Here is a 25,446-nt window from a genome sequence, read left to right as displayed (position 1 = left end):
CAAGTATTCACTTGCTTTGGCAGCTCTAGAGGTTTTAAAAGCCCGTGCTATCAGCGCAGGCCGCTATCATTTTTTTATACGCGGCGGGCCAGCTCTGCCGCCTTGCCCACGTAGCTGCCGGGCGTCATGGCCAGCAGGCGGTCTTTTTCGGCCTGGGGGATTTCCAGCGACTGGATCAGGCCGTGCAGGGCCTCGGCCGTCACGGTCTTGCCGCGCGTCACTTCCTTGAGCTTTTCGTAGGCGCCTTGCACGCCAAAACGGCGCATCACCGTCTGGATGGGCTCGGCCAGTACTTCCCACGAGGCGTCCAAGTCGGCGGCCAGGGCTTCCTCGTTGATTTCGAGCTTGTTCAGGCCAGTGAGCAGCGAGGTGTACGCCAGCGCCGCGTAGCCCAGTGCCACGCCGATGTTGCGCAGCACGGTGCTGTCGGTCAGGTCGCGCTGCCAACGGCTGATGGGCAGCTTCTCGGCCAGGTGCTTGAGCAGCGCGTTGGCCAGGCCCAGGTTGCCTTCGGCGTTTTCAAAGTCGATGGGGTTGACCTTGTGCGGCATGGTGCTCGAACCAATCTCGCCAGCTTTGAGGCGCTGCTTGAAGTAGCCCAGGCTCACATAGCCCCAGATGTCGCGCGAGAGGTCGATCAGGATGGTGTTGGCGCGGGCTACGGCATCGAACAGCTCGGCCATGTAGTCGTGCGGCTCGATCTGGATCGAGTAAGGCTGGAAGGTCAGGCCCAGGCCCAGGGGCTCGGGCGTTTCGATGACCTTCTTGCTGAAGGCTTCCCAGTCAAACTCAGGCCAGGCGGACAGGTGGGCGTTGTAGTTGCCCACGGCACCGTTCATCTTGCCCATGATCTTGACGGCGGCGATCTTGTCGCAGGCCGTCTGCAGGCGCATCACCACGTTGGCCATTTCCTTGCCCACGGTGGTGGGGCTGGCGGTCTGGCCGTGGGTGCGGCTGAGCATGGGCACATCGGCAAAGGCGTGCGACATTTCGCGCAGCTTGAGCATGATGCGGTCCAGGCCCGGCAGGATCACCTGGTCGCGGCCCGAGCGCAGTTGCAGCGCGTGGCTGGTGTTGTTGATGTCTTCGCTGGTGCAGGCGAAGTGCACGAATTCAGCGGCCTTTTCCAGCTCGGGGCGGGCTTCGAACTTGCTCTTGATCCAGTATTCCACGGCCTTCACGTCGTGGTTGGTGGTCTTCTCGATTTCCTTGATGGCGGCGGAATCGGCCTCGGAGAAGTTTTTCACCAAGCTGAGCAAGTAAGCGCGTGCTCCGGTAGTGAGGGGCTTGAATTCTGCAAAACCTGCATCAGACAGGGCGATGAACCACGCCACCTCGACCTGCACCCGGCGGTGCATGTAGCCGTGCTCGCTCATGATGGGGCGCAGCGCGGCAAGTTTGGGGGCGTAACGGCCGTCAAGCGGCGAGAGGGCGGTGATGGTGGACAGGCTCATGGCGCGCCATTGTAGGTGGATGGGCGGCGCAACGGCTGTCAGGCACGGGTGGGCGGGTGCCGATAGAATCGCCTGCCCAGCCAGCGTGCGCCGTTTGCGTGCGGGCATTCACTTCCTGCTGACCCATGAAACTGATCGGATCCACCACCAGCCCCTATGTGCGCAAAGTACGTATCGTGCTGGCCGAAAAAAAGCTCGACTACCAGTTCGTGCAGGACAACGTCTGGGGGGATGACACCACGGTGACCGCCTCCAACCCGCTGGGCAAGGTGCCCTGCCTGGTGATGGAGGGTGGCGAGGCCGTGTTTGATTCGCGGGTGATCGTGGAATACCTGGACACCCTCTCGCCCGTGGGCAAGCTCATCCCGGCCCAAGGCCGTGAGCGGGCCGAGGTCAAGACCTGGGAAGCCCTGGCCGACGGCGCCATGGACGCCGCCATCCTCGCCCGCATGGAATCCACCTGGGTGCACCGCCCGGATGACCAACGCTGCCAGGCCTGGACTGATCGGCAAATGGGCAAGGTGAATGCCGCGCTCAAGGCCATGAGCCAGGGCCTGGGCGACAAGCCGTATTGCAGCGGTATCCACCTGAGCCTGTCCGACATCGCTGTGGGCTGCGCCCTGGGCTGGCTGGAGTTCCGCTACCCAGAGCTGGCCTGGCGCGCCGAGTACCCCAACCTGGGCAAGCTGCTGGACAAGCTGATGCAGCGCCCCAGTTTTGCGGACACCAAGCCTGCCGTCTGAGACGGCTGCGGCAAAGGCCCGCAGCACGGCGCACCTGCCGCTGTGCAGGGGCTGATCCCCGGGTATCCAAGGAGGGGCGGCTGGCAGATATTGCCGTATGCTATATCTGCTATGAACGAACTGGTTAGAACCTCCCCTGCCGACGGGCCCACGTCTGCGCCTGTCCCCCGACGCAGGGCTGCGCGCGGAGCCTCGGTCGCAGAGCGCGGACGCGTCAACGACCCAGACCGCACGATGGCCAACATCCTGGAGGTGGCCACCTCCGAGTTTGCCGACAAGGGGCTGGCCGGAGCGCGCATCGACGAGATCGCTGAGCTGACCCACACCAGCAAGCGCATGATTTACTACTATTTTGGTAGCAAAGAGGGCTTGTACCTTGCGGTGCTGGAAGAGGCCTATCGCCGCATCCGCCAGATTGAGACCAGCCTGCGCCTGGAAGACATGGAGCCCGAAGCCGCGCTGCGGGCCCTGGTGGGCTTCACATTCGACTACCAGCTGGGCAACCCCGAGTTCATCCGTCTGGTGATGAACGAGAACATGCACCGGGGCGAATTCATTCGCCGCTCCGCCACCATCCAGGAGCTGAACGTGCCCGCCATCAATGCCGTGCAGGCGGTGTACGAACGGGGTGTGGCCACCGGGGTGTTTCGCCCCCACATGGACCCGATTGACCTGCACATGTCCATCTCGGCCCTGTGCTTCTTCAACGTGGCCAACCGCCACACCTTCAGCGCCATCTTCAAGCGCTCGCTGGACGAGCCCAGCGCCTTGGCCCAGCGGCGCGACTCCATCATCGACATGGTCGTGCGCTTCGTGCGCTGCTGACCCTTGCGGGGGCCGTTGCGTTCACGGCCCGTCCCTTCTCTGCCCCTTCGGTACCGCTACACCCCGGCCCTGCGCACGCCACGAGGAGGCTGTCGGACTTGGAAATCGTCGGCTGCAAATCGGCCGCAGCGGTCCATTTTTTACCGTCTTTTTGCCCCATAGCCGGGCTATGGGGCTGCAAATCCGGCAAAAACTGTCCTCGCTGGGGCCGATTTTCGCTTTCGACTCTCCAAGCCCGACAGCCTCCTAGGTCCCAAGGGTTTGCACCGATGATTAAAACTAACCAGTTCGTACAAAATTATCCAGACAAGCGATAACGTTTTGACTGGAGACAAGGATGTTCGAATTTGCTGACCGCGTGTTGCGCGGCTACACCCGGGCGCTGGACATGCTCGGGGGCTTGTTCCTCGCCGTCATGGTGGTGCTCGTCTTCGGCAACGTGGTGTTGCGTTACGCCTTCAATTCGGGGCTGACCATATCCGAAGAAGTCTCGCGCTGGCTCTTCGTGTGGCTGACTTTTATGGGCGCTGTGGTGGCCTTGCGCGAACACGGGCACCTGGGCACCGATGCCCTGGTGTCGCGCTTGCCCCGCACGGGCAAGAAGATCTGCCTGGTGCTGGCCCAGGTGTCCATGCTGTATGTGTCTTGGTTGCTGCTCAAAGGCAGCTGGGTGCAGGCTGAAATCAATTGGGACACCGAGGCCCCCGTTACAGGCGCGTCGGTGGGCATCTTCTACGCCAGCGGCGTGATGCTGGGCGTGTCCTCCATGGCCATCTTGCTGCGCGATTTGCTGCGCACCCTGTTTGCCAGCACCTCAGACCAGGAGCTGGTCATGGTGCAAGAGAGCGAGGAAGTGGCGGCGCTGGAGCAGCGCAACCTGGGCGATGTGGCCCCGCATTTCTCGCACGGCCCCGTCGTGGCCAAAGACGACTCAACCCCAGCGAACAAGCCCTGACGGCCCCTGCCTGCTGGCTCGCCCGTTGATCCCTATCCCACTCTCACCCACCGCCGCGCCATGACCGTTGCTATCTTCCTCGGCTCCTTGCTCGTCGCCATGGCGATCGGCATTCCCATCGCCTACTCACTCCTCATCAGCGGTATCGCGCTGATGTGGCACCTGGATTTGTTTGACGCCCAGATCCTGGCGCAGAACGTCATCAACGGCGCGGACTCGTTCCCGCTGCTGGCGGTGCCCTTCTTCATGTTGGCGGGCGAGATCATGAACGTGGGCGGCTTGTCCAAGCGCATCGTCAAGCTGGCGCTGGCCGTGGTGGGCCATGTGCCCGGTGGCCTGGGCTACGTTGCCATCATGGCGGCGGTGATTTTGGCGGCGGTGTCGGGCTCTGCCGTGGCCGACGCTGCTGCGCTGGCCTCGCTGCTGTTGCCCATGATGGTGGCGGCTGGGCACGACAAGGCGCGCTCCGCGGGGCTGATCGCCTCGGCAGGCATCATCGCCCCCGTCATTCCACCGTCCATCGGTTTCGTCATTTTTGGTGTGGCCGCCAACGTGTCCATCAGCAAGCTGTTCCTGGCAGGCATCGTGCCCGGCATCTTGCTGGGCGTGGCGTTGGCCATCACCTGGTGGTGGTTGGTGCGCCGCGAAAAAGTGGCCCCGCCCCCCCGCGCCAGCCGGGCAGAGCTGCTCAAGGCCTTGCGCGAAGCCGTGTGGGCTCTGGGGCTGCCCATCATCATCCTGGTGGGCCTGCGCATGGGCGTGTTCACGCCCACCGAGGCCGCTGTGGTCGCCGCCGTGTACGCCCTCTTCGTGGCCATGGTGGTGTACCGCGAACTGAGCTTTGGGCAACTGGCAGAAATCTTTCAAGCCGCCGCACGCACCAGCGCCGTGGTGATGTTCCTGGTGGCTGCGGCCATGGTGTCGGCCTGGCTCATCACGGTGGCCGACTTGCCCAGCAAGATCATTGGCATGCTCGAGCCCTTCATGGGCAACCAGACCCTGCTGCTGGTGGCCATCATGGTGCTGGTGATGATTGTGGGCACCGCGATGGACATGACGCCCACCATCCTCATCATGACCCCCGTGCTCATGCCCGTGGTCAAAGCGGCTGGCATCGACCCGGTGTACTTCGGCGTGCTGTTCATCATCAACAACGCCATCGGGCTCATCACGCCGCCTGTGGGCACGGTGCTCAACGTGGTGGCGGGCGTGGGGCGCATCTCCATGACGGACGTCACGCGCGGCGTCATGCCCTTCATGCTGGCGCAATTCATCGTCATGTTCCTGCTGGTGGCCTTCCCATCCATCGTGATGGTGCCGCTGCGCCTGCTGGGGGGCTGAGTCCCTCGGGCTCGCCCGCACTGCGCCCTGTCTTTCGTTTTCGGCCTCGCTTCATCCATTACTACCAAGGAGCCTCCCATGACCCTCTTGAAAACCCTGCTGGCCACGGCGCTGGTGGCCGCCTCGCTGATCTCCGGCGCGCACGCCCAAGACCGCACCATCAAGTTCGCCTTCCAGAACCAGAAGGACCACCCCCAAGCCCAGGGCGCGCAAAAGTTTGCCGACCTGGTGGCGGCCAAGAGCGGCGGCAAGATCCAGGTCAAGCTGTTCCCCGGTGGCACGCTCGGCGGTGACCTGCAGACCGTGTCGGCCCTGCAGGGCGGCACCGTGGAGATGACGGTGCTCAACGCCGGCATCCTGTCGGCGCAGACCAAGGAATTCGGCATTTACGACTTCCCCTTCTTGTTCGCCTCGCCGCAAGAAGCCGATGCCGTGACCGACGGCCCCTTTGGCAAGAAGCTGCTCGAAAAGCTCAAGGCCAAGAACCTGGTGGGCCTGGGCTACTGGGAGCTGGGCTTTCGCAACGTCACCAACAGCAAAAAGCCCATCACCAAGGCGGAAGACCTGGTGGGCCTGAAGGTTCGCGTGATCCAGTCGCCCATCTACATCGACATGTTCAACGCCCTGGGCGCTAACGCCGTGCCCATGCCCTTCCCAGAGCTGTACACCGCGCTGGAGCAAAAGGCCGTGGACGGGCAGGAGAACCCCGTCACCACCATCCTGTCGTCCAAGCTCAACGAAGTGCAAAAGCACCTGGCCATCACCCGCCACATGTACAACCCGCAGGCCGTCATCGTCAGCAAGAAGTTCTGGGATGGCCTCTCGCCCGCAGAGCAAAAGCTGATCAACGACGCGATGGCCGAGGCCACCACCTTCCAGCGCGGTGTCTCGCGCGTGCAGTCAGACGTGGCGCTGGACCAGCTCAAGAAGTCGGGCATGCAGGTCACCGAATTCTCGGCCGCCGAGCTGGACAAGCTGCGCGCCAAGGTCAAGCCCGTGGTGGAAAAGCACAGCGAAAAAGTGGGTGCCGAGACGGTGAAAGAGGTGTACGACACCCTGGCCAAACTGCGCGCCGCCAAATAAGCCGTGCGCACACGGGCCTGCCGCAGCCTCCCTGCGGCAGGCCTGGGTCCGTCACCGACACCAGAGACAGCGCGCACAGCGGTCTCTGGTGTTGTCGTTTCTTCTGCGGTTGCGCCGACAATGCCGCTTCTCACCCATTCCCCCACACCCTGATTCACACCGCCATGAGCATTCTTCTTTTGAACGGCCCCAACCTGAACCTGCTGGGCACGCGCGAACCGCAGATCTACGGCGCAGACACCCTGGCCGATGTTGAGCGCCACTTTGTGGCCGAAGCCGCCCAACTGGGCACCACGGCCACTTGCTTCCAAAGCAACCACGAGGGCCACCTCATCGACCGCATCCACGCTGCGCGCCTGGACGGCACACGCGGCATCGTCATCAACCCCGGTGGCCTCACCCACACCAGCGTGGCCCTGCGCGATGCGCTGGCCGGTGTCGCCCTGCCGGTGGTGGAGGTGCACATCAGCAACGTGCACAAGCGCGAGGAGTTCCGCCACCACTCCTACATCTCGGGCATTGCCGACGGCGTGATCGCGGGCCTGGGCATCCAGGGCTATGAGATGGCGCTGCACTACCTGGTGCGCAAGCTCGCCAAAGCCGCTTAGAGCGGCTAACAAAACCCTTCTGGCGTCGTTGCCGCATCTTGTCGTACTACTTGTACTGCCTGCGACGCGGCGCCTAGCCAGAACCGCTGCGCTGGGTTTTGTTATCCGCTCTTAATCGCGTTGAGTCCCTCCCCCAGTCAATGGAGGGAGTCGGCATCCTTGAACTTGAAAAGTCCGTTCAGGCTCGTACCGGACCCGTCATTGGCTGTTCGCCCGCCGCTTGAGCCAGCGCATCAAACCGCCCACCACGGGCAGCTTTTCGTACAGCTCCTCGGCGGCATCCCAATAGTCGCGGTGCAGGGTGATGCGCCCTGCATCGTCCAGCACCAGATGGGATGCGCCGTGCACGGTCTGCGTCACGCCCTTGTCAAAGCTCTTGAAGGCGAACAGGAAATCCCAGGTCAAAAAGCACTGCTGGCCCTGCACCACGCGGCCGGTCACGACAAAGCGCGGCTGCTGCAGCGCCACGAACATGTGCCCGAAGATGTGCTGAATGGCCGGCACCCCTTGCACGTTGTTGAACGGGTCTTTGAACCGCGCGTCGACCGCATAGAAGCTGTCCATGCGCGCGATGTCGGCGGGGGACAGCGTCTCAAAGAAGGCGATCACACGGGTGACCGCCTCCTCGGTGGAGGGGGCTGCGGCAGGGTTTGGAGATGCAGGGGTGGGCATGGTGTCTTTCACAAACCAGTCAATCACAAACCGGTAAAACGGCGCACCGCCGGAAAGTACCACCGGTAGGGCAACAGCCGCAGCAGCTTCATCACGCGGGTGAAGCGCTTGGGGAAGTGGATGTCGAACTCGCCCCGCTCCCAGCCACGTACGATGGCCGCCGCGGCCGCCTCGGATGTGATGAGGGCGGGCATGGTGAAGTCGTTGCCCGCCGTGAGCGGCGTGGCCACAAAGCCGGGGTTGATCACGCTCACGCCCATGCCCAGGGCGTGCAGGTCCAGGTACAGCGCCTCGGCCAGGTTGATGAGCGCGGCCTTGGTGGGCCCGTAGGCCAGGCTCTTGGGCAGGCCGCGAAAGCCCGCCACGCTGCTGATCACGCTCAAGTGCCCCGGCCGCCCGGCCTGGGCCGATGCCAGCATGGCAGGCAGCACCCCGGCCAGCACGCGCAGGGCGCCGGTGTAGTTCACTTCCTCATGGCGCAGGGCCTCGGTCAGGTCGAACTCGGTGGCGCGCATGTCGCGGTAGTGGCCCGCGCAGTAGCACACCAGGTCCAGCGCCCCGGTGGCCAGCACCTGCCGGGCCGCCGCTTGCACCTGCGCTGCATCGGCCGTGTCCAGCGGCACGGCTTGGCTGCCGGGGTGTGCGGCCACAAAGTCCTGCAGGGCCTGCGCGTTGCGGGCCGACACGATGACTTGCGCCCCGCGCGCATGCAGCAGCGCCGCCGTAGCGCGCCCAATGCCGCTGGAGGCGCCCACCAGCCACACACGCCGCCCCCGCCAGTGGGGGATGGGGGGGTTCAGGCTCGCGGGCCAGTGCAACAGGGCGCTCATGGCGTGCGCTTGGTGAACGACAGCGTGATCTCGCCCAGCCGCACGCCCAGTTTGCTCATGGTGGCGCGGTTGAGCATCACGCGGTCGTCGATCAGGTACATCCAGTCGTCCAGGTCCACGTGGTAGACGGTGCCATCCACCGGCAGGGCCAGCGTGTAGTTCCAGCGAAAGGCGTTGCCCTGCGTCTGCCCGTTGGCCGTGCCCACCACGTCGTCGGCGGTGCCGGTGTAGCGGCCGTCGGCATGCTTGGTCAGCCGCCAGATGCGCCGCTGCGTGGTGCCGTCCGAATAGGTGAAGGCCTCGTCCAGCACGCCTTCGTTGCCCGTCCAGCGGCACTCCATCACCACGGTGAAGCGCTTGGCGATTTGCCCGCTGCGGCCCTGGAAGATGCCGTAGGCGTCGATGGTGCCGTTGAAATACTGCGCCAGGTCGAGCACGGGCTTCTCGCTGGCATACCCCGCCAGATTCTGGCTGGCACAGCCCGTGAGGGCGGCCAGCGGCGTGGCGGCGGCAGCGGCCAAAAGGGTGCGGCGTGGAATCATGGTGAGGGTGCCTCGGGTTGCGGTGTGGGGGCTCGGGTTCAGACAGCGGCCGGTGGAATCAAGGGGCAGGCGCGGATTAATGGGCAGGCGCGGTGCGGCGCACCACCAGCTGGTACAGCGCAGCCGCTGCGGCCAGCTTCAGCACGCAGGGCAGCACGGCATACGCCAGGCCCAGCATCTGCAGGCCTGATTCGCTGCGGGTGCCGGGGGTGTAGCCCAGCGCGCCCAGCAGGGGCAGGGCCAGCCCAGCGGCCAGGGCCAGGTTGAGCTTGGTGGCAAAGTTCCACCAGCCAAAGTAGGCGCCCTCGTGCTGGCCGCTGTCGCCCTCCTGGGCAATCACGCCCGCCAGCAGTGCGCTGGGCAGTGCCAGGTCGGTGCCCAGCGCCACGCCCGAGAGGGCGCACACCGCCACAAACGCCAGCGCATCACCGGCGCCCAGGGCGGCCGTCCAGGCAAACACGGCCACGGCCAGCAGCATGCCCGCCAGCCAGGTGCGCGCCAGGCCAAAGCGCTCCACGGCCCGCAGCCACAGCGGGATCGACAGCGCGGCGCACACAAAGTACGCACCCAAAAACAGCGGCTCTTGCGCCGCCGGGGCTTGCAGCCGGTCTTGTACGAAGAACAGCACCAGCGTGGCCGGTATGGCGCTGGCAATGCCGTTGAGCATGAACACCGCCAGCAGCCGCCTGAAGGCGGGCCGCCCCCAGGGGCGCCACAGGCTGGTGGATGGGGGTGGGTGGTACACACCGGGCACCGCCTGCACGCTGGCCGGGCGCGGGGCCAGCGCCCAGGCCCACCAGCCCAGGGCCAAGGCTGCGGCAAACACGCCCAGCATGGCGGGCAGGCCTGCCAGCGCGGGCAGCAGTGATGCCAGCACCACGCCCACCAGGGCTGCGCCTTCGCGCCAGGCCACGATGCGGCCGCGTTGCAGCTCATCGCCCCCCAGCCGCGCCCCCCACGACTGGTGGGCAATGCTGAGTTGGCTGTAGGCCAGGTAGGTGATGAGCAGGCACACCAGCGCCCAGCCCTGCAGTGCGTGTGCGCCCTTGACCTGCGGAAAGAACAGCGCCGCCAGCCCCAGCGCCAGCAGCACGGCAGAGCCTGCACCCACGGCCAGCACGGCACGGGCCGAGCGGCCGAACAGCCGGTCGCTCCAGCGGCCCAGCAGCGGGTCGGTGGCGGCGTCCAACAAGCGCGCGGCCAGCAGCAGGGCGCCCAGCGTGGCCAGCGGCATGCCAAAGCTGCGGGCGTAGTGGTTGGGCAGCAGCACATACAGCGGCAGCGCGACAAAGGCCAGGGGCAAGCCGAGCAGACCATAGGCCAGGCCTTGGCTGGGGCGCAGCGGGTGCGTCATGGGCGGGCCTGCGTGCGTGCGGCCAGCAGCGCCTGGCGCAGTGCGGGCTCAGACGTGTTGGGCGAGAGCCAGATGCCGAAGAACAGGCGGGCAAATTCAGGGTCGGCCACCTCGCCCACCACACGCGGCCCCAGGCGGAAGGTGGCGCCGTTGCCCGGCTGGTAGATGCCGGTGAGGGTGTCACCCGGTTTCACGTCGGGCAGTGCGGCCTGCAGCGCGGTTTGCCAGCGCTCGGCCTGCTCGGGGCCGAACGGGGCCACGCGCCGCATCTCGTCGATGGAGCGCTTGGCAATCGCCTGGGCCGTGAAGTTGCGCTGGTAGGTCAGTGCCAGCGCCAACGGCTGGTCGGCATAGCGCTCGGGTGCAAAGCCGGGGCTCACCCACAGCCGGGCTTGGTACACCTCCAGCCCAAAAAAGCGCATGGTGCCCTGGCCTGCCAGCACGGTGCCGGGCAGGGGCGTGGCGTCACTGCCCTGCGCGCTAGCAGGGTTGATGTAAAAAATGGCTGTAGCGCACGCCAATAAAGCGCAGGCAGCTATCTTTTTCATAGTGATTGACCCTGCGGCAAAGTGCGTTCAGGCCACGCTGTCGTTCACCAGCGTGTACTGCACGAGGTCGATGTTCTGCATGGCGAACGCGGCTTCGCAGTAGGCCAGGTAGAACTCCCAGATGTGCATGAAGCGCTCGTCAAAGCCCAGCTTCAGGATGTCGGTGCGCTGCGCCATAAAGCGTTCGCGCCAGCGCTTGAGGGTTTCGGCGTAGTCCTGGCCGAAGGCAAACTCGTCCACCACGCGCAGGCCTGCAGCCTCGGCCTCGCGGCGGAACTCGCGCGGGCAGGGCAGGCAGCCGCCGGGGAAGATGTACTGCTGGATGAAATCGGTGGAGCTGATGTAGCGCTTGAACAGCCCGTCGTCGATCACGATGCTCTGGATGCAGGCCTTGCCGTCGGGCTTGAGCAGGCGTTTGATGGAGGCGAAGTACGTGGGCCAATATTCGCGCCCCACGGCTTCCACCATTTCGATGGAGCAGATGGCGTCGTACGGGCCGTCGTGGATGTCGCGGTAGTCCTGCAGGCGCAGGTCGGCCTGGCCCGCTACGCCGTGCTGCGCCATGCGCTTTTGGGCGAAGGCGAGTTGCTCGGTGGACAGCGTCACGCCCGTCAGCGTGGCGCCAAATTCGGTGGTGGCCATCTCAGCCAGCGCGCCCCAGCCGCAGCCAATCTCCAGCACCCGGTCGCCCGCCTGCACGCCCGCCATGCGAAGCGCGCGGCGCACCTTGGCGTGCTGGGCGGTGCGCATGTCACCGCCTGCATCGCCTTCAAACCAGGCGGACGAGTAGTTCATCGTGTCGTCCAGCCACAGCTCATAAAACGCGTTGCCCAGGTCGTAGTGGGCGTGGATGTTCTTCTGGCTGTTGACCTTGGTGTTGCGGTTGAGCAGGTGCTTGACGCGGTACAGCAGCCGCCCGGCCCAGGTGCCATAGATCACGCCTTCGACCTGCTGGCGGTTGGCGATGAAGAGCTTGAGCAGGTCGGTGAGGTGGGGCGTGGTCCAGTCGCCCGCGATGTAGCTTTCGGCAAAGCCGATGTCGCCGGACTTCAGAGCCGCGCTGCACACGTTCCAGTTCTTGAAGGCAATGGCCGCCGAGGGGCCGCCGCCTTGGCCAAAGTGCCGCTGCGTGCCGTCGGGCAGTTGCACCGTGAGGTGGCCGTGCTGCAGGCGCTGCAGCAATTGCAGGGCGGTGCGCGCGGCAGCGGGCGTGCCAGCGGGCAAGGCCAGGGCAGAACGGGGTGCGGTGGTGGAGTTCATGGTGGTGGTCTCGCAGGTCGGTGCAGTAGGCCGGTCAGCAGGTCAACGGGTCACGATCGAGGCAGGTGCCTCAGGCTTGCGGTGAAAGCGCACGCGCTTGAGCCACAGCTGCAGCGCATGCCAGTGGATACGGGCGATGATGGCCAACGTCATGGCCGGGTAGCCCCACAGCGCCTGGCGCAGGGTGTGGGCCGTGGCGGGTTGCAGGGTGCCGCTCACGCTGGTCTGGATGAGCGGGCCGCTGGCGTCGTCGTAATCAATGCGCACCACGGTGCGGCCTGCGTCCTGCGCGCCGGGCGCGGTGCGCATGAAGCGAAAGCGGTAGCCGCCAGCCACCTCGCAAAACGGTGACACATGGAACACCTTGCGCGCCTGCTGCTCCACGCCGTACCGCGGGGCATCGAGCAAATAGCAGTGGCGCTCGCCAAAGGTGTTGTTCACCTCCACCACGATGGCGCGCAGGCTGCCGTCGCTGCGGTGGCAGTACCAAAAGCTCACGGGCTTGAAGGTGTAGCCCAGCACGCGCGGGTAGGTGTGCAGCCACACCTCGCCCGTGGCGTCGGCGATGCCTTCGGCCTGCAGCAGGCCGTCCAGCCACGCCAGGGCGCCGCCTTGCTCGGCACTGCGGCCGTCGCCGTGGTCGACGTCATGGAAGCTGATGGCGCCGCGCCGGTTCACTGCCAAGGCGCACTCCCGCTCACCTTGCGCCAGTGTGCGCATGGGCAGCATCAGGAAGAACGTGCCGTAGGCAAACGCATGCCTGCGCGGGCGCAGCCGGGTGTGGCGCACCTGGCCAAAGCCCAGCAGGGGCTCGGCCTTGGTGGTGGCGTGGGGCTCGGTGGTCATGCGGCCAGCCTTTGGGGTGCTTGCAGCAGCGGCGCCAGTTGGCGCGCCACGGCCAGGCCAGACTTGAGGCCGTCTTCGTGGAAGCCGTAGCCCGTCCAAGCGCCGCAGAACCAGGTGTTGTGCTGGCCTTGCAGCGCGGGCACCTGCTGCTGCGCGGCGATGGCGGCCAGGTCGAACACAGGGTGGGCGTATTCGTACTCGCCCACGATCTGGCGCGGGTTGATGCTGCGCACCGGGTTGAGCGACACCACCACCGGCTGCGCAAAGGGCACGGGCTGCAGCTGGTTGATGAGGTAGTGCAGGCACACGCTGGTGCTTTCACGATTGGTATCACGACCTGTCTGCTGCGCACGCTCGTAGTTCCAGGCGGCCCAGGCGGCGCGGCGCTGCGGCAGCACGGTGGTGTCGGTGTGCAGCACGGCGCGGTTGGGCTGGTAGCGGATGGCGCCGAGCACCGCGCGCTCTTGCGGCGTGGGCGCGGCCAGCAGGGCCAGGGATTGGTCGGAGTGCGTGGCCAGCACCACATGGTCGAAGTGCTCGGTGCCCTGGTCGGTGACCACGCGCACGCCCGCAGTGTCGCGCTCGATGCGGCGCACGGGGGTGTTCAGGCGCTGGTCGGGCACACCGGCCAGAATCTTGTCCACATAGTTGCGTGCACCGCCGCTCACCGTCCACCACTGCGGGCGGTTGGCCACCTGGATGAGGCCGTGGTTGTGGCAAAAGCGGATCATCGTCGCCACCGGGAATTGCAGCATCTGGTCCGTCGGGCAGCTCCAGATGCAGCCCAGCATGGGCAAAAAGTACCAGTCGCGGAAGGCATCGCCAAAGCGGTGTTCTTTGAGGAAGTCGCCCAGCGGCTGCATGAGCGCCTGCTCGGCATGGGCCTCGGCGATGCGGGTGCACAGCTTGTTAAAGCGCAGCAGGTCGGCCAGCATGCCCCAAAAGCGCGGGTTGAGCAGGTTGCCGCGCTGGGCAAACACGGTCGAGAGGTTGGTGCCGCTCCACTCCAGCACCTGGCCCCCACGCGCACCGGGCACCTGCACCGAGAACGACATGTCTGACTTGGCCGTGGCCACGCCCAGCTCGGCCAGCAGCGCGATCAGATTCGGATAGGTGCGTTCGTTGAAGACCAGAAAGCCCGTGTCCACGCCGTGCGTGACGGGCTGGCCCGCCGCATTGGGCAAGGTCACGTCCACGGTGTGGGTGTGGCCGCCAAAGTAGCTGCCGGCTTCAAACAGGGTGACTTGCGCTTGGTGGCGCAACTGGTGCGCCACCGAAAGGCCGGCAATGCCGGAGCCGATGATGGCGACTTTCATGGTCGACCCCCTCTGGTCGACTCAGCGAATAAAAAAGTTGCGAAGCGTCCCGAAACGAATAAGAGAGGGAGGGAGGAGAAGCGCTCCAGGAGGTCAGTCGGAACCAAGGGACCCGAAAGGCTTCGCAACGTTAAACCGTTCGAGCGCTCACCGCGCTCTTGCCATGGATAGAGTGGGGACTCGTTCCAGAAGTTCCAGAGCATATCGCGCATTTTTTTTAAAGAAAAGTAAAGAAAAATTGCCATTCAGCGGGGGGCTGGGGCCGCCAACTGTTGCTCAATGGCACTGATCAGGCCTTTGCTGTCGGGTGCGGTCATGCTGGAGTAGTTGTCCACCAGCTTGCCGTCGCGCCCGAGCAGGTATTTGTGGAAGTTCCACTTCGGTGCCGTGCCCGACAGTTGCGCCAGCTGGCGGTACAGCGGCGATGCGTCCGCCCCCTTCACGCTGCTCTTGGCGAACATCGGAAACTTCACGCCGAAGGTGTTTTCGCAAAAGTCGGCGATCTCTTTGTTGCTGGCCTTTTCCTGCGCGAAGTCGTTGGACGGAAAGCCCAGCACCACCAGCCCCTGGTCCTTGTAGCGGCTGTACAGCGCCTCCAGACCCTTGTATTGCCCCGTAAATCCGCAGTAGCTGGCCGTGTTCACCACCAGCACCACCTTGCCCGCGTACTGGCACAGGGACTGGGGCTTCTCGTCTTGCAGGCGCAAATAGGTGTGTTGCAGCGTGGCGGGGCAGGCGCTGCCCGGGCTGCTGGCAGGGGCATCGGCCGCATGCGCGGGCCGGGGGATGGCAAGGGTCCAGCCTGTGGCGCAGGCGATGGCCAGCGGGGCCAGGATGAAACGGCGGGCAAAGGCTGCAGGCATCGGGCGCTCCCAGGTGGTTTGCTGGCAATTTAACCACTTAATCATATTTTGTCCACATCAGTTTTAATTTGAACTGATTGGTATACGTGGCGCGCACGCCATTGGATTCAGGAAATCTGTAAGAGGGTGTGAGCGAGGCCCCGGCGCTGTGCGGTGGGCATAAAAAGACGCGCTAGCGCAATAGGAATAGGCGCTAGCAGCTATGAAAAAAAGAGCAAAATGCCCTGTGCGGCATCGCCCGTGGGGCGATCCGCTGGCGCCTGCGGTGGCGTGCAGTGAGCGCCGTGGGGCGCTGCGGTGTGGGGGTTTACACCAGCGGCAGCAGCCGCTCCAGCGAGAGCTTTACCCGCACATCCTTGTGGGCCACAGCGCCGGTGATCTTCCACTGGGCCAGCGAGGTGTCGCGCGGGATGAGTTCGCCCGTGGGCATGCCCAGGCGGTTGGTGACCACGGCCACGCGCGGGGTGGTGGCGCTCACGCCGCGGCGCAGCACCACGCCCACCTCCTGGCTGGCCAGGCGCACAAAGGCGCCGGGCGGGTACACGCCCAGGCCTTTGACCAGGGCGCCCCCGGCCTCGTCCACTTTGTTTTCCTCGTCGTAGTAGCTGGCCTGCATGGCGGCCGTGACGGGCATGGGCGAGCGGGCTGCGCGGGGGGAGATGCGGGCACCAAACACGTCGGCGCGCTGGATGAGGCGGGCCATTTGCTGGCCCTCGGTCTTTTCGTTGAACGGGCCGGGCTTGCGGTGGTGGTGGTGGCGCACGGCCTCCAGCCACACGGCATCGCGCACACCCAGCTCGGCCAGCAGGTCGGCCGAGCGGTTGGCGTGGTCTTCCACGGCGGCAATCTGGCGTGCGGTGAGCGGCTGGGTTTGCTGGGCCAGCTGGTCTTGCAGCTCGGTCATGGCGATGTTCATGCTCAGGCCCGCAGCGCCCAGCTGGCGCACCTTGGCCGGGGGCCAACGGAGCATTTCGCGGCCCACCACCATGCAGATGCAGCTGACCAGCATGGCGTGGGTGCTGCTGTACATGCGGGTTTCCTGGGCCGACAAGAAGATCAGCGCCAGCAGCGTGGCGTCGGGGGCCTGCTCGCAGCGACGCGACAGGTCCTCGTGCAGCTGCAAAAACCGCTCGCGGAAATCAAACGCCTTGGGCGCGCGCAGCACCTGCGTCATGCGCAACTGCAGCTCCGACCAGTCCAGCGGGCCGCGCTCTTCGCGGTTGCGGGCGGGGGGCGGTGCGGCGGCGGGGCCGCTCATCTTCACGGCGGCCAACTCGCCCAGGGAGGTCTCCGACATCAGCATCTGCTGCAGCCGGCCTACGTAGGCGCGGTAGCTCTCGCCCGATTCGTCCACGTCCACGCACAGCTGGATGCCCCGCCCCGTGATTTCAGACAACTCGCTGGCGTTGCGCACCACAAAGCCCTTTTGGGCCAGCAGCGCGCCATTGGCCGCACGCAGTGCGAACGGCAGCGGTTCACCGAGCGGGACCGATTCGAAATTGATGGCGACGAGGTTCATAGGCTGGGGCCATTATCCAGACAACGGACCCCGCCAAAAGCTGGCAAACCCCCGGGCTTGCCCGGTAGTTCGCGGTTTCACTGCGTGGACTGGGCTGTGGGAGCGTCGCTGCGCCCTCCTCCGCTCAGCCGCCGCCACAGCCGCCCGATCTTCAGCCCCAGGTCATCTACCCCCGTGAACACCGCCGGAATGACCAGCAGGCTCAGGAAGGTCGAGGTGATGAGCCCGCCAATCACCGCCACCGCCATGGGCGAGCGGAAGCTTCCGTCAGCCGCGCCCAGCCCCAGCGCAATGGGCATCATGCCCGCGCCCATGGCCAGCGTGGTCATGATGATGGGGCGCGCGCGCTTGTGGCAGGCGTCGATCAGCGCTTCAAAGCGGGTCATGCCGTGCTCGCGCCGCGCCAGGATGGCGTATTCCACCAGCAAGATGGAGTTCTTGGTGGCAATGCCCATGAGCATGATCAGCCCGATGAGCGAGGGCATCGAGAAGCTCTTTTGCGCAATCAGCAGGCCCACAAACGCCCCGCCCAACGACAGCGGCAGCGCCACCAGGATGGTGGCCGGGTGCAGGAAGTCCTTGAACAGCAGCACCAGCACGATGTAGATGCACAGCACGCCCGTGAGCATGGCCAGGCCAAAGCTGGCAAACAGCTCGCCCATCATCTCGGCGTCGCCAATGGTGATCTGGCGCACGCCGGGTGGCAGGTTGGTGATGGACGGCAGCGCGGCCACGGCCTGCGTCACATCGCCCAGCGGCTGGCCCGAGAGTTCAATCTCGAAGTTCACGTTGCGGGCGCGGTCGTAGCGGTCCACCACGGCGGGGCCGCCGCTGAACTCCAGTGTGGCCACCTGCCCCAGCAGCACCGGGCCCTTGGCGCCGGGCACGGGCAGGCGCTCCAGCACCGACAGGTCCTTGCGCGCATCGTCTTGCAGCTTGACGACGATGGGCACCTGGCGCGAGGCCAGGTTGAGCTTGGGCAGTGCCGTGTCGTAGTCGCCTACGGTGGCAATGCGCAGGGTCTCGGCAATGGCGCTGCTGGTCACGCCCAGGTCGGCGGCGCGGGCAAAGTCGGGGCGCACGGCGATTTCCGAGCGCACCAGGCTGGCAGTGGACGAGATGCTGCCCAGGCCAGGAATGGTGCGCAGGTCTTTCTCCACCGCCAGCGCGGCGGTTTGCAGCGCCTGCGGGTCGTCGCCCGTGAGCACCAGCACGTATTTTTCGCCCGAGCCGCCCAGGCCCACCTTGGTGCGCACCCCGGGCAGGCTCTCCAGCGCTGTGCGGATGTCGGCCTCAATGCCCTGCTTGCGCGGGCGATCGCCGCGCGCATTCAGCGTGATGGTCAGCGTGGCCTTGCGGGTTTCGGCGTTGCCGCCGCCCGCAAACGGGTCCGAGCCCGCCGTGCCGCCGCCGATGGTGGTGTAGACGCTCTTCACATGCGCCACCCCGGCCACGCGCTCTCGGGCGTCTTCGGCCACAGCGCGGGTCTGGGCCAGCGTGGCGCCAGGGGGCAGTTCCAGGTACACCTGGGTTTGCGAGTTGTCGTCGGGTGGGATGAAGCCCGTGGGCAGCAGCGGGATGAGCGCGAGCGACCCGGCAAAGAAGGCAATCGTGGCGACAAAGGTGATCCAGCGGTGCTTGATGCACCAGGCCGCCCAGCGCAGGTACACGCCCATCCAGCGCGGGTCGCGGTGCTCGCCCACGATGGGCTTGAGGATGTACGCCGCCATCATGGGCGTGAGCACCCGCGCCACCACCAGGCTGGCAAACACGGCGAGCGATGCCGTCCAGCCAAACTGCTTGAAGAACTTGCCCGCAATGCCGCTCATGAACGCGGTGGGCAAAAACACTGCAATCAGCGTGAAGGTGGTGGCCACCACGGCCAGGCCGATCTCGTCGGCCGCCTCCATCGCCGCCTGGTAGGGCGTCTTGCCCATGCGCAGGTGGCGCACGATGTTCTCGACCTCGACGATGGCGTCGTCCACCAAAATGCCCACCACCAGCGACAGCGCCAGCAGCGAGATCACGTTGATCGAAAAGCCCAGCCACTGCATGCCGATGAACGCCGGGATGACCGACAGCGGCAGTGCCACGGCCGAGACAAAGGTGGCGCGCCAGTCGCGCAGGAACAGCCACACCACCACCACGGCCAGCAGCGCGCCTTCGTAAAGCAGGTGCATCGATCCGTCGTATTCCTCCTGCACCGGGTCCACAAAGTTGAAGGCCTCGGTGATCTCCAGATCGGGGTGCGCGGCCCGCAGCTCGGCCAGTGCCACCTGTACAGCGGCGCCCACTTCCACTTCGCTGGCGCCCTTGCTGCGCGAGACCTCAAACCCCACCACCGGCTTGCCGTTGAGCAGCGCCATGGCGCGGGGCTCGGCAATGGTGTCGGTCACGCTGGCCACCTGGTCCAGCCGCACATGGCGGCCGTCAGACAAAGCCAGGGTCAGGCCCGCCAGCTCTTGCGCCGTCTGCACCGTGGCCAGCGTGCGCACGGGTTGTTCACTGCCGCCCAGGTCGGTGCGGCCACCGGCGCTTTCGGTTTGCACCAGGCGCAGCTGGCGCGACACATCGGCCGCCGTGGCGCCCAGCGCCTGCAGCTTGAGCGGGTCCAGCGCCACATGCACTTGGCGGTCCACCCCGCCCACGCGGCTGACGGCGCCCACACCGCGCACCGTGAGCAGCTTCTTGGCAATGTCGTTGTCCACAAACCACGACAGCGCCTCGTCGTCCATGCGCGGCGAGGCCACGGTGAACGCCAGCACGGCCTGTGCGGCCAGGTCCATCTTGGTGACGATGGGGTCGCGCACATCGCCGGGCAGGTCGGCCCGCACGCGGGCCACGGCCGAGCGCACGTCGTCTAGCGCCTCTTGCGTGGGCTTTTCCAGGCGGAACTCGGCCGTGATGGTGGCGCCACCGTCCTGCACCTTGGTGTAGATGTGCTTGAGGCCCTGCAGCGTGGCGATGCTGTTTTCGACCTTGCGGGCCACATCGTTTTCCAGCTGCGTGGGCGAGGCGCCGGGCAGGCTCACCGTCACCGAGATGGTGGGCAGGTCCATGTCCGGAAAGTTCTGCACCTTCATGGCGTTGAATGCGATCAGGCCGCCGAAGGTCAGCAGCACAAACAGCATCAGCGCCGGTATCGGGTTCTTGATCGACCAGGTAGAGACATTCATGCAAATGCTCCTTATTTAGTAGCTGCTTGCGCTTGTGTATTGGGCGCTAGAGCCTGTTTTTGCTTGGAATCTGCGGTGTCGTCGGCCACGCGCACCACATCGCCATCGTTCAAAAAGCCTGCGCCCCGCACGGCCACGGCGGCGCCCGCGTCCAGCCCGGTGGTGATTTCCACCCGGTCGGCCACACGGCGGCCGGGCTGCACCTTGCGCTGCTGCGCACGCTGCTGGCCGTCCACCACAAACACGTAGAAGAAGCCATCGCGCACCACAACGGCCTCTTGCGGCACGGTGAGGGCGCTGCCCTCGCCCAGCGCAAAGTCGCCGCGCGCAAACATCCCGGCGCGAATGTCGGGGTTGGCGGGCAAGTCCACGTAGACCAGGGCGTTGCGTGTTTGCGTGTCCACGGTGGGGGCCACCATGCGCACCGTGCCCTCCACCGCCGCGCCGCTGGCCGCCGTGACCTGCACCTTGGCGCCCGTGCGGATGCGCGCCAGCTCGGCCTGCGTGACCTCGGCGCGCCACTCCAGCCGGCCCTTGCGCACCATGCGGAACAGCTCGGTGCCTGACGCCAGCACCGCACCCACGGTGGCAGTGCGGGCCGAGATGACACCGCTGTCGGGCGCCAGCACCTGGGTGAATTTCAGCCGCAGCTGCTGCGCGTTGAGCTGTGCGCGGGCCGCCTCCACGCGGGCCTTGGCGGTCTGCTCGGCGGTGGTGTATTGCTGGATCTGTTGCTGGCTCAAGGCGCCCGAGGCTTGCAGGCCCCGCGCGCGTTCGGCGTTGGCGGCGGCTTCGGCGGCGTTGGCCTCGGCTTCTAGCACGCTGGCGCGGGCCTGGGCCACATCGGCCTGCACCGTGTCGGCCGCAAAGGTGGCCAGCACTTGGCCGGCCTTGACCACGTCGCCCACGTTCACGTTCACGGCGGTCAGGCGCAGGCCGTTGCTTTCAGCGCCCACGCTGGCTTCTTGCCAGGCAGCCACGTTGCCGTTGGCCGACAGGCGCTGGGTCACGCTGGTGCGCTGGGGCTGGGCGGTGGTCACCGTGAGGGCGGGGCGGGGTTGTGCCGCGGCAGGCTTGTCGGCCGCGCGCGAGGCGTCGGTGTGCAGCAGGGCCGCGCCGCCGGTCAGCACGCACAGGGCCGTCAGGGCCAGGGCGACGGGAGAGAGTTTGAATGCGGGCATGGAGATCGTCCGTTTCTTCAAAAAAAGGGTGAAGCGCTGGGGCTTTGGTGCTCAGAGCGCCGTAGCGGTGGGGGTTGCCTGGGCTGTGGGGTGGGCGGCGTCAAAGCCACCCCCGGCCGCGCGGTACAGCGCCACCCAGGCCGATTGGCGCTCGTGCTGCAGGGCCATCAGCGTGGTCTGGGCGGCCAGCAGCGTGCGGCGGGCGTCTTCCAGCTCCACGAGGCTGGCCAGGCCGCCACGCCAGCGGGCCTCGGTGGCGTCGAACGAGGTGCGGTAGCCCTGCACGGCGGCGCGGGCGCTGTCGGCACGCTCGGCCGTGCTTTGCAGGCGCACCAGGGCTTGCTCTACCTCGCTCACGGCCTGGCGCACGCGGCCCTGGTACACCGCCACGGCTTCGTCGTAGCGGGCGCGGGCGGCGTCCACCTGGGCCGCGCGGCGGCCACCGTCGAGCAGCGGCAGGCTCAGCGCCAGCGGGCCGAAGGACCAGGTGCTGAGATCGGTGGTGGTGCCCCCCGCGCGGCTCCAGGCGGTGCCCACGGTGCCGGTGAGCGACAGGCGCGGCCAGCGCTGGGCCTGGGCGCTGCCCACCTCGGCACTGGCTGCGGCCACTTCGCGCTCGGCGTTGTACACATCGGGCCGCTGCGACAGCACCTGCACCGGCAGGGCCGCAATGGTGAAGCGGGCTTCGTCAAAGCCAGGCACGGGGGCGGTGGTGACCTGGTTGCGCAGCGCGGGCTCGGGCTCGCCGGTCAGCGCCACCAGGGCTTTGAAGTCCACATCGCATTGCATGCGCTGCTGGGCTGCGCGGGCCGTGGCCTCGGCCGCGCTGGCGCTGGCCAGGGCAGCGGTGGCGGGCGCGGTAAAGCCTGCGCGCTGGCTGTCTTGCGTCAGGCGCGCGGTGGCGGCGCGCGACTGGGCGTCGCGCTCGGCCACATCCAGCTGCTGCAGGCAGGTGCGCAGGCTGCTCACTTGCAGCGCCACCTCTGCGGCCACACTCACGCGGGCCTCGTGCCACAGGGCCTGGGCACCGGCCAGGCGTTCGGTGGCGGCATCGCGCGTGGCCTGGTTGGCGCCGAACAGGTCGATCTCCCACCCCGCTTGCAACCCGGCCTGGGCGCTGGTGGCGGGCGTGGTCACCGGGGCCGTCACGCCCCGGCTGGCGCTGGCCTGCGCATCCAGCGTGGGCAGCAGGGCGGCGCGGGCGGTGGTCTGTGTGGCGCGGGCTTGTTCGACCCGGCTGCGCGCCTGCGCGAGGCTGGGGCTGATGCGCTGGGCCGATGTGATCAGCGCCACCAGCACCGGGTCGTGGGTGCGGGCCCACCAGTCAGTGAGGTGTTGCAACTGCCCGTCGTGCGGCAGCGGGGCCTGCCAGGTGGTGGGCGTGGCGGGTGCCACGGCCTGTGGCGGGCGCGTGGTGGTGCAGGCTGTCAGGGGCGCGGCCAGTGTCACGACCATGGGCAGCGCCAGCCACAGCCGATGGGCTGTGCGGCGGGTTGCGGAATGCGTCACAGGGAGTCTCCTTCAGGGGTAGGGGCGCGGCGGGTGGAAGCACGGCGGTTGGAGGAAGTCGCAGCCATCGCGGCGGTGCGCCGCCGCTGGGCCTCGCCGGCCACCAGGTGGTGGGCCATGTCGATGAGTCGGTGGGTGGTGGCGGTCAGGCCCTCGGGGCTGTCGGCCAGGCTGGGGCAAACCTGCTGGATCAGGTCACGGTGGGCGTAATACTGCATGGGCAGCGCCCCAATCGACAGCGCCAGCCGGTGCACATCCTCGTCAGGCTCGGCCGCGCCCACGGCGGCGCACAGCACCTGCACCATCGCGGCGTGCATGGGCTTGATCTCGCACTCCAGCTCTTGCTGCCACAGCCCGGTGGGGTCGAGCATTTCGCGAAAGTGCAGCCGCATGCTCAGCTCAATGCGGCTGCCCTGGTGCAGGGGCTGCATGAAGCCGGTGATGAACTGCTCCAAAAACAAGTCCAGCGATTGGCCATCGGGCCCGGCGCTGGCCTGCAGCGGCCCGCCAAAGGATTCGTTGTAGGCCGCGGTGTACAGCCCCTTCTTGTCGCCAAAGTAGTAGCTGATCAACGCGGTGTTGACCGACGCCGCTTCGGCAATCTGGCGGATGGAGGTCTTGGCAAAGCCTTGCTCTGCAAACAGGCGCAGTGCGGCATCCAGCAGGCGTGCGCGGGAATCTGCTGCGTCAGGGGTCGAGGGAGGGGTGGCAACCATGGCGCGGGATTACACCATGTTTTAATCAATCGATTAATTAACTTTTTGTTGCGGAACGTTGCGCTGGTGTTTCAGCCCTGCGGTGCGGCGTGGTGTTGCAGATGTCGGACAACCTGCCACGCAACAGGGTTCTTTCTGGCAGACTGCTTTGCTTTAAATTAGTTACATAGCGGCCAGGGGCCATGAGGAGACAACATGCGCAATCTCGGGGTCAAGACCGGCCTGCTGGCCGTGATGGGCGTTTTCACCTTGGCCCTGCTGCTGGCCGTTGCGGTGGGCTGGCGCGGCACCCAGGCGGGTGCCCAGGCGGCAGACAACCAGGAGCGCTTCTCGGATGCCATGCTCACCCTCAAGCAGGCTGAAATCCGCATGTGGGACAACCGGGTGGCGCTGGCCGTGGCGCACCGCAACCTGCTGCGTGGCGATGCCCCCGCCAGCGTCAAAGGCCAGACGGATCGCGCCGAAAAAGCCATGGCCGATGCCGACAAAATCCTGACCTCGGTGGTGCAAACGCTGCCCCCAGGCCTGCAAGAGCAGCGCGCGCTGGCCGACTCCATGCTCACCAAGTTCCGCGCTTACACCGTGCTCGTCAACCGGGGCGGGGCCGGGCTGGTGGGCGGCAATGAGGCCGAGTACAGCGGCAAAGACATCGTGACGGAGCGCAACAAGCTGCTGGCCGAGATGGAAGAGCTGATGCAGCAGCTCTTCAAAGCCGCCAAGGACCGCAGCGCCGAGCAGCATGACGAATCCGAGCGCCTGCTGGCGTGGTCGCGCACCCTGGCTGTGGCCTTGCTGGTGCTGGCTGCGGCGCTGGTGTTGGGTTGCTGGCTGTTCATCAACCGTCGCGTGGTGGCGCCGCTGCAGCAAGTGGGCGAGTTGATGGACCGTGTGGCCCAGGGCGATTTGACAACGCGCATCGACACCCAGTCCACCAACGAAATTGGTCGGCTGCTGCGCTCGGTCAGCACCATGCAGGCGGGGCTGGCCAGCATGGTCACCCAGGTGCGCCAGGGCGTGGAAGAAATCAACACCGGCGCGCGCGAGATTGCCCTGGGCAACTCGGACCTGAGCGGCCGCACCGAGCAGCAGGCCGCCTCGCTGGAAGAAACGGCTGCCAGCATGGAAGAGCTGTCGTCCACCGTGAAGCAAAACGCCGACAACGCCCGCCAGGCCAACCAGCTGGCCAGCGGCAGCATGGACGTGGCCCAGCGCGGCGGTGCGGTGGTGGACGAGGTGGTAGCGACGATGAAGGCCATCGCGGACAGCTCCACCAAGATGTCGGACATCGTGAATGTGATCGACTCCATCGCCTTCCAGACCAACATCCTGGCGCTGAACGCAGCGGTGGAAGCGGCCCGCGCAGGCGAGCAAGGCCGGGGCTTTGCCGTGGTGGCCAGCGAGGTGCGTGCACTGGCGCAGCGCTCTGCGGCTGCGGCCAAAGAGATCAAGGAATTGATCTCCGACTCGGTCGGCAAGGTGGGCGCTGGCTCTGCCCAGGTCGAGCGTGCTGGGGCCACCATGCAAGACATCGTGGCCTCTGTGCGCCGCGTGACGGACATCATGGGCGAAATCTCGGCGGCGTCGATCGAGCAGTCCTCGGGCATCGACCAGGTCAACCTGGCCGTGTCGCAAATGGACCAGGCCACGCAGCAAAACGCCGCGCTGGTCGAGCAGGCTTCGGCCGCCGCCACCTCGCTGGAAGACCAGGCCCAGCGCCTGAATGCCGCTGTGGCGCAGTTCAAGGTGGATATGGCAGGCCAGCCCGCAGCGGCCCCCCGGCCGGTGCACCGCCCCAGCGTGGCGGCTGCGCCCCGGCCCGCCCTCAGCCCCCGGCCTGCCGCCAGCCCCAAGGCTGCGGCCAAAGCCGCTGTGCCCGCCCCCCCGAAGCCTGCAGCACCTGCGCTGGGCCGCACGCCCGGCAAGCCTGCCGCCCCCAACTCCGCCGCCAAGGCGGGGGGCGACGATGGGGATTGGGAATCCTTCTGACCGCTGTGAAGGAGCGCGATGGGGGATGGAGTGTGGTGAATTACTCCTGATTTGATAGCTGCTAGCGCTCATCCATCAAGCGCTAGGCATCGATTTGATTGAAAGCCCTGCGCCGCTGG

22 protein-coding genes are annotated in these 25,446 nt (G+C 66.5%); 7 read left to right on the top strand and 15 right to left on the bottom strand.

Annotated features, from left to right (window positions below; translation table 11 throughout):
- Window positions 1-74: 74 nt before the first annotated feature.
- Complete coding sequence (gene purB, locus CLU88_RS14510) at window positions 75-1,454, bottom strand: adenylosuccinate lyase (protein ID WP_099657198.1); 1,380 nt, start codon at window positions 1,452-1,454, stop codon at window positions 75-77.
- A 125-nt stretch (window positions 1,455-1,579) separates the two neighbouring features.
- On the opposite strand from purB, the gene CLU88_RS14505 reads away from it, so the two are divergent.
- From CLU88_RS14505 to aroQ, 6 genes are all read left to right on the top strand, one after another.
- Window positions 1,580-2,197: a glutathione S-transferase N-terminal domain-containing protein gene (locus CLU88_RS14505; protein WP_099657197.1), complete on the top strand. Its 618-nt coding sequence runs from the start codon at window positions 1,580-1,582 to the stop codon at window positions 2,195-2,197.
- 111 nt (window positions 2,198-2,308) lie between these two features.
- A complete protein-coding gene (locus CLU88_RS14500; RefSeq protein WP_099657196.1) occupies window positions 2,309-3,022 on the top strand; it encodes a TetR/AcrR family transcriptional regulator in 714 nt (237 codons plus the stop codon).
- Window positions 3,023-3,359: 337 nt separating this feature from the next.
- On the top strand, window positions 3,360-3,977 hold the full coding sequence (locus CLU88_RS14495) for a TRAP transporter small permease (RefSeq protein ID WP_099657195.1): 618 nt from the start codon (window positions 3,360-3,362) through the stop codon (window positions 3,975-3,977).
- 60 nt (window positions 3,978-4,037) lie between these two features.
- Complete coding sequence (locus tag CLU88_RS14490; RefSeq protein WP_099657194.1) at window positions 4,038-5,318, top strand: TRAP transporter large permease; 1,281 nt, start codon at window positions 4,038-4,040, stop codon at window positions 5,316-5,318.
- Window positions 5,319-5,396: 78 nt separating this feature from the next.
- Entirely contained in the window at window positions 5,397-6,401 is a 1,005-nt protein-coding gene (locus CLU88_RS14485; RefSeq protein WP_099657193.1) for a TRAP transporter substrate-binding protein, read from the top strand.
- A gap of 164 nt (window positions 6,402-6,565) precedes the next feature.
- A complete protein-coding gene (gene aroQ / locus CLU88_RS14480) occupies window positions 6,566-7,009 on the top strand; it encodes a type II 3-dehydroquinate dehydratase (RefSeq protein ID WP_099657192.1) in 444 nt (147 codons plus the stop codon).
- 198 nt (window positions 7,010-7,207) lie between these two features.
- Here the strand turns inward: aroQ and CLU88_RS14475 are convergent, their stop codons facing one another.
- The 14 genes from CLU88_RS14475 to CLU88_RS14410 form a co-directional block, all read right to left on the bottom strand.
- Entirely contained in the window at window positions 7,208-7,681 is a 474-nt protein-coding gene (locus CLU88_RS14475) for a nuclear transport factor 2 family protein (RefSeq protein WP_099658893.1), read from the bottom strand.
- Window positions 7,682-7,704: 23 nt separating this feature from the next.
- Window positions 7,705-8,511: an SDR family oxidoreductase gene (locus CLU88_RS14470; protein ID WP_099657191.1), complete on the bottom strand. Its 807-nt coding sequence runs from the start codon at window positions 8,509-8,511 to the stop codon at window positions 7,705-7,707.
- On the bottom strand, window positions 8,508-9,053 hold the full coding sequence (locus tag CLU88_RS14465; RefSeq protein WP_099657190.1) for a DUF3833 domain-containing protein: 546 nt from the start codon (window positions 9,051-9,053) through the stop codon (window positions 8,508-8,510). Before CLU88_RS14465 ends, CLU88_RS14470 begins: the two co-directional genes overlap by 4 nt.
- Before the next feature lie 76 nt (window positions 9,054-9,129).
- Window positions 9,130-10,407 (bottom strand): MFS transporter, encoded by a 1,278-nt coding sequence (locus CLU88_RS14460; RefSeq protein WP_099657189.1) that lies wholly within the window; start codon window positions 10,405-10,407, stop codon window positions 9,130-9,132.
- Window positions 10,404-10,955 (bottom strand): chalcone isomerase family protein, encoded by a 552-nt coding sequence (locus CLU88_RS14455; protein WP_099657188.1) that lies wholly within the window; start codon window positions 10,953-10,955, stop codon window positions 10,404-10,406. Before CLU88_RS14455 ends, CLU88_RS14460 begins: the two co-directional genes overlap by 4 nt.
- A 27-nt stretch (window positions 10,956-10,982) precedes the next feature.
- On the bottom strand, window positions 10,983-12,215 hold the full coding sequence (locus CLU88_RS14450) for a cyclopropane-fatty-acyl-phospholipid synthase family protein (RefSeq protein WP_099657187.1): 1,233 nt from the start codon (window positions 12,213-12,215) through the stop codon (window positions 10,983-10,985).
- Between the two features lie 42 nt (window positions 12,216-12,257).
- Window positions 12,258-13,061 carry a DUF1365 domain-containing protein gene (locus tag CLU88_RS14445; RefSeq protein WP_099657186.1) on the bottom strand — a complete coding sequence of 268 codons (804 nt, stop codon included), beginning with the start codon at window positions 13,059-13,061 and terminating at the stop codon, window positions 12,258-12,260.
- Window positions 13,058-14,377, bottom strand: coding sequence for an NAD(P)/FAD-dependent oxidoreductase (locus CLU88_RS14440; protein WP_099657185.1), 1,320 nt, complete (start codon window positions 14,375-14,377; stop codon window positions 13,058-13,060). Before CLU88_RS14440 ends, CLU88_RS14445 begins: the two co-directional genes overlap by 4 nt.
- Window positions 14,378-14,622: 245 nt before the next feature.
- Window positions 14,623-15,240, bottom strand: a complete 618-nt coding sequence (locus CLU88_RS14435) for a glutathione peroxidase (RefSeq protein WP_099657184.1) — start codon at window positions 15,238-15,240, stop codon at window positions 14,623-14,625.
- Window positions 15,241-15,547: 307 nt separating this feature from the next.
- Window positions 15,548-16,759 carry an HD-GYP domain-containing protein gene (locus CLU88_RS14430; protein ID WP_099657183.1) on the bottom strand — a complete coding sequence of 404 codons (1,212 nt, stop codon included), beginning with the start codon at window positions 16,757-16,759 and terminating at the stop codon, window positions 15,548-15,550.
- A 77-nt stretch (window positions 16,760-16,836) separates the two neighbouring features.
- The gene (locus CLU88_RS14425) at window positions 16,837-19,935 is read right to left on the bottom strand and encodes an efflux RND transporter permease subunit (protein ID WP_099657182.1); all 3,099 of its coding nucleotides are present in this window, start codon (window positions 19,933-19,935) and stop codon (window positions 16,837-16,839) included.
- A gap of 11 nt (window positions 19,936-19,946) precedes the next feature.
- Entirely contained in the window at window positions 19,947-21,116 is a 1,170-nt protein-coding gene (locus CLU88_RS14420) for an efflux RND transporter periplasmic adaptor subunit (RefSeq protein WP_099657181.1), read from the bottom strand.
- Window positions 21,117-21,167: 51 nt separating this feature from the next.
- Window positions 21,168-22,571, bottom strand: a complete 1,404-nt coding sequence (locus CLU88_RS14415; RefSeq protein WP_099658892.1) for an efflux transporter outer membrane subunit — start codon at window positions 22,569-22,571, stop codon at window positions 21,168-21,170.
- A gap of 50 nt (window positions 22,572-22,621) precedes the next feature.
- Window positions 22,622-23,341 carry a CerR family C-terminal domain-containing protein gene (locus CLU88_RS14410; RefSeq protein ID WP_099657180.1) on the bottom strand — a complete coding sequence of 240 codons (720 nt, stop codon included), beginning with the start codon at window positions 23,339-23,341 and terminating at the stop codon, window positions 22,622-22,624.
- A 195-nt stretch (window positions 23,342-23,536) separates the two neighbouring features.
- Between CLU88_RS14410 and CLU88_RS23290 the strand changes: the two genes are divergently transcribed.
- Entirely contained in the window at window positions 23,537-25,327 is a 1,791-nt protein-coding gene (locus CLU88_RS23290; RefSeq protein ID WP_099657179.1) for a methyl-accepting chemotaxis protein, read from the top strand.
- The last annotated feature ends 119 nt before the right edge of the window (window positions 25,328-25,446 follow it).

Origin of the sequence: Acidovorax sp. 56, assembly GCF_002749705.1 — a bacterium.
GTDB lineage: Bacteria > Pseudomonadota > Gammaproteobacteria > Burkholderiales > Burkholderiaceae_C > Acidovorax.
The sequence above is the reverse complement of the archived record's forward strand: the minus strand, read 5'-3'. Positions and strand labels throughout refer to the sequence as shown.

Bases quoted from the DNA above. Each gene is read 5' to 3' on its own strand.
- purB (WP_099657198.1), bottom strand. From the start codon at position 1,454: ATGAGCCTGTCCACCATCACCGCCCTCTCGCCGCTTGACGGCCGTTAC.
- CLU88_RS14505 (WP_099657197.1), top strand. From the start codon at position 1,580: ATGAAACTGATCGGATCCACCACCAGCCCCTATGTGCGCAAAGTACGT.
- CLU88_RS14500 (WP_099657196.1), top strand. From the start codon at position 2,309: ATGAACGAACTGGTTAGAACCTCCCCTGCCGACGGGCCCACGTCTGCG.
- CLU88_RS14495 (WP_099657195.1), top strand. From the start codon at position 3,360: ATGTTCGAATTTGCTGACCGCGTGTTGCGCGGCTACACCCGGGCGCTG.
- CLU88_RS14490 (WP_099657194.1), top strand. From the start codon at position 4,038: ATGACCGTTGCTATCTTCCTCGGCTCCTTGCTCGTCGCCATGGCGATC.
- CLU88_RS14485 (WP_099657193.1), top strand. From the start codon at position 5,397: ATGACCCTCTTGAAAACCCTGCTGGCCACGGCGCTGGTGGCCGCCTCG.
- aroQ (WP_099657192.1), top strand. From the start codon at position 6,566: ATGAGCATTCTTCTTTTGAACGGCCCCAACCTGAACCTGCTGGGCACG.
- CLU88_RS14475 (WP_099658893.1), bottom strand. From the start codon at position 7,681: ATGCCCACCCCTGCATCTCCAAACCCTGCCGCAGCCCCCTCCACCGAG.
- CLU88_RS14470 (WP_099657191.1), bottom strand. From the start codon at position 8,511: ATGAGCGCCCTGTTGCACTGGCCCGCGAGCCTGAACCCCCCCATCCCC.
- CLU88_RS14465 (WP_099657190.1), bottom strand. From the start codon at position 9,053: ATGATTCCACGCCGCACCCTTTTGGCCGCTGCCGCCGCCACGCCGCTG.
- CLU88_RS14460 (WP_099657189.1), bottom strand. From the start codon at position 10,407: ATGACGCACCCGCTGCGCCCCAGCCAAGGCCTGGCCTATGGTCTGCTC.
- CLU88_RS14455 (WP_099657188.1), bottom strand. From the start codon at position 10,955: ATGAAAAAGATAGCTGCCTGCGCTTTATTGGCGTGCGCTACAGCCATT.
- CLU88_RS14450 (WP_099657187.1), bottom strand. From the start codon at position 12,215: ATGAACTCCACCACCGCACCCCGTTCTGCCCTGGCCTTGCCCGCTGGC.
- CLU88_RS14445 (WP_099657186.1), bottom strand. From the start codon at position 13,061: ATGACCACCGAGCCCCACGCCACCACCAAGGCCGAGCCCCTGCTGGGC.
- CLU88_RS14440 (WP_099657185.1), bottom strand. From the start codon at position 14,377: ATGAAAGTCGCCATCATCGGCTCCGGCATTGCCGGCCTTTCGGTGGCG.
- CLU88_RS14435 (WP_099657184.1), bottom strand. From the start codon at position 15,240: ATGCCTGCAGCCTTTGCCCGCCGTTTCATCCTGGCCCCGCTGGCCATC.
- CLU88_RS14430 (WP_099657183.1), bottom strand. From the start codon at position 16,759: ATGAACCTCGTCGCCATCAATTTCGAATCGGTCCCGCTCGGTGAACCG.
- CLU88_RS14425 (WP_099657182.1), bottom strand. From the start codon at position 19,935: ATGAATGTCTCTACCTGGTCGATCAAGAACCCGATACCGGCGCTGATG.
- CLU88_RS14420 (WP_099657181.1), bottom strand. From the start codon at position 21,116: ATGCCCGCATTCAAACTCTCTCCCGTCGCCCTGGCCCTGACGGCCCTG.
- CLU88_RS14415 (WP_099658892.1), bottom strand. From the start codon at position 22,571: ATGGTCGTGACACTGGCCGCGCCCCTGACAGCCTGCACCACCACGCGC.
- CLU88_RS14410 (WP_099657180.1), bottom strand. From the start codon at position 23,341: ATGGTTGCCACCCCTCCCTCGACCCCTGACGCAGCAGATTCCCGCGCA.
- CLU88_RS23290 (WP_099657179.1), top strand. From the start codon at position 23,537: ATGCGCAATCTCGGGGTCAAGACCGGCCTGCTGGCCGTGATGGGCGTT.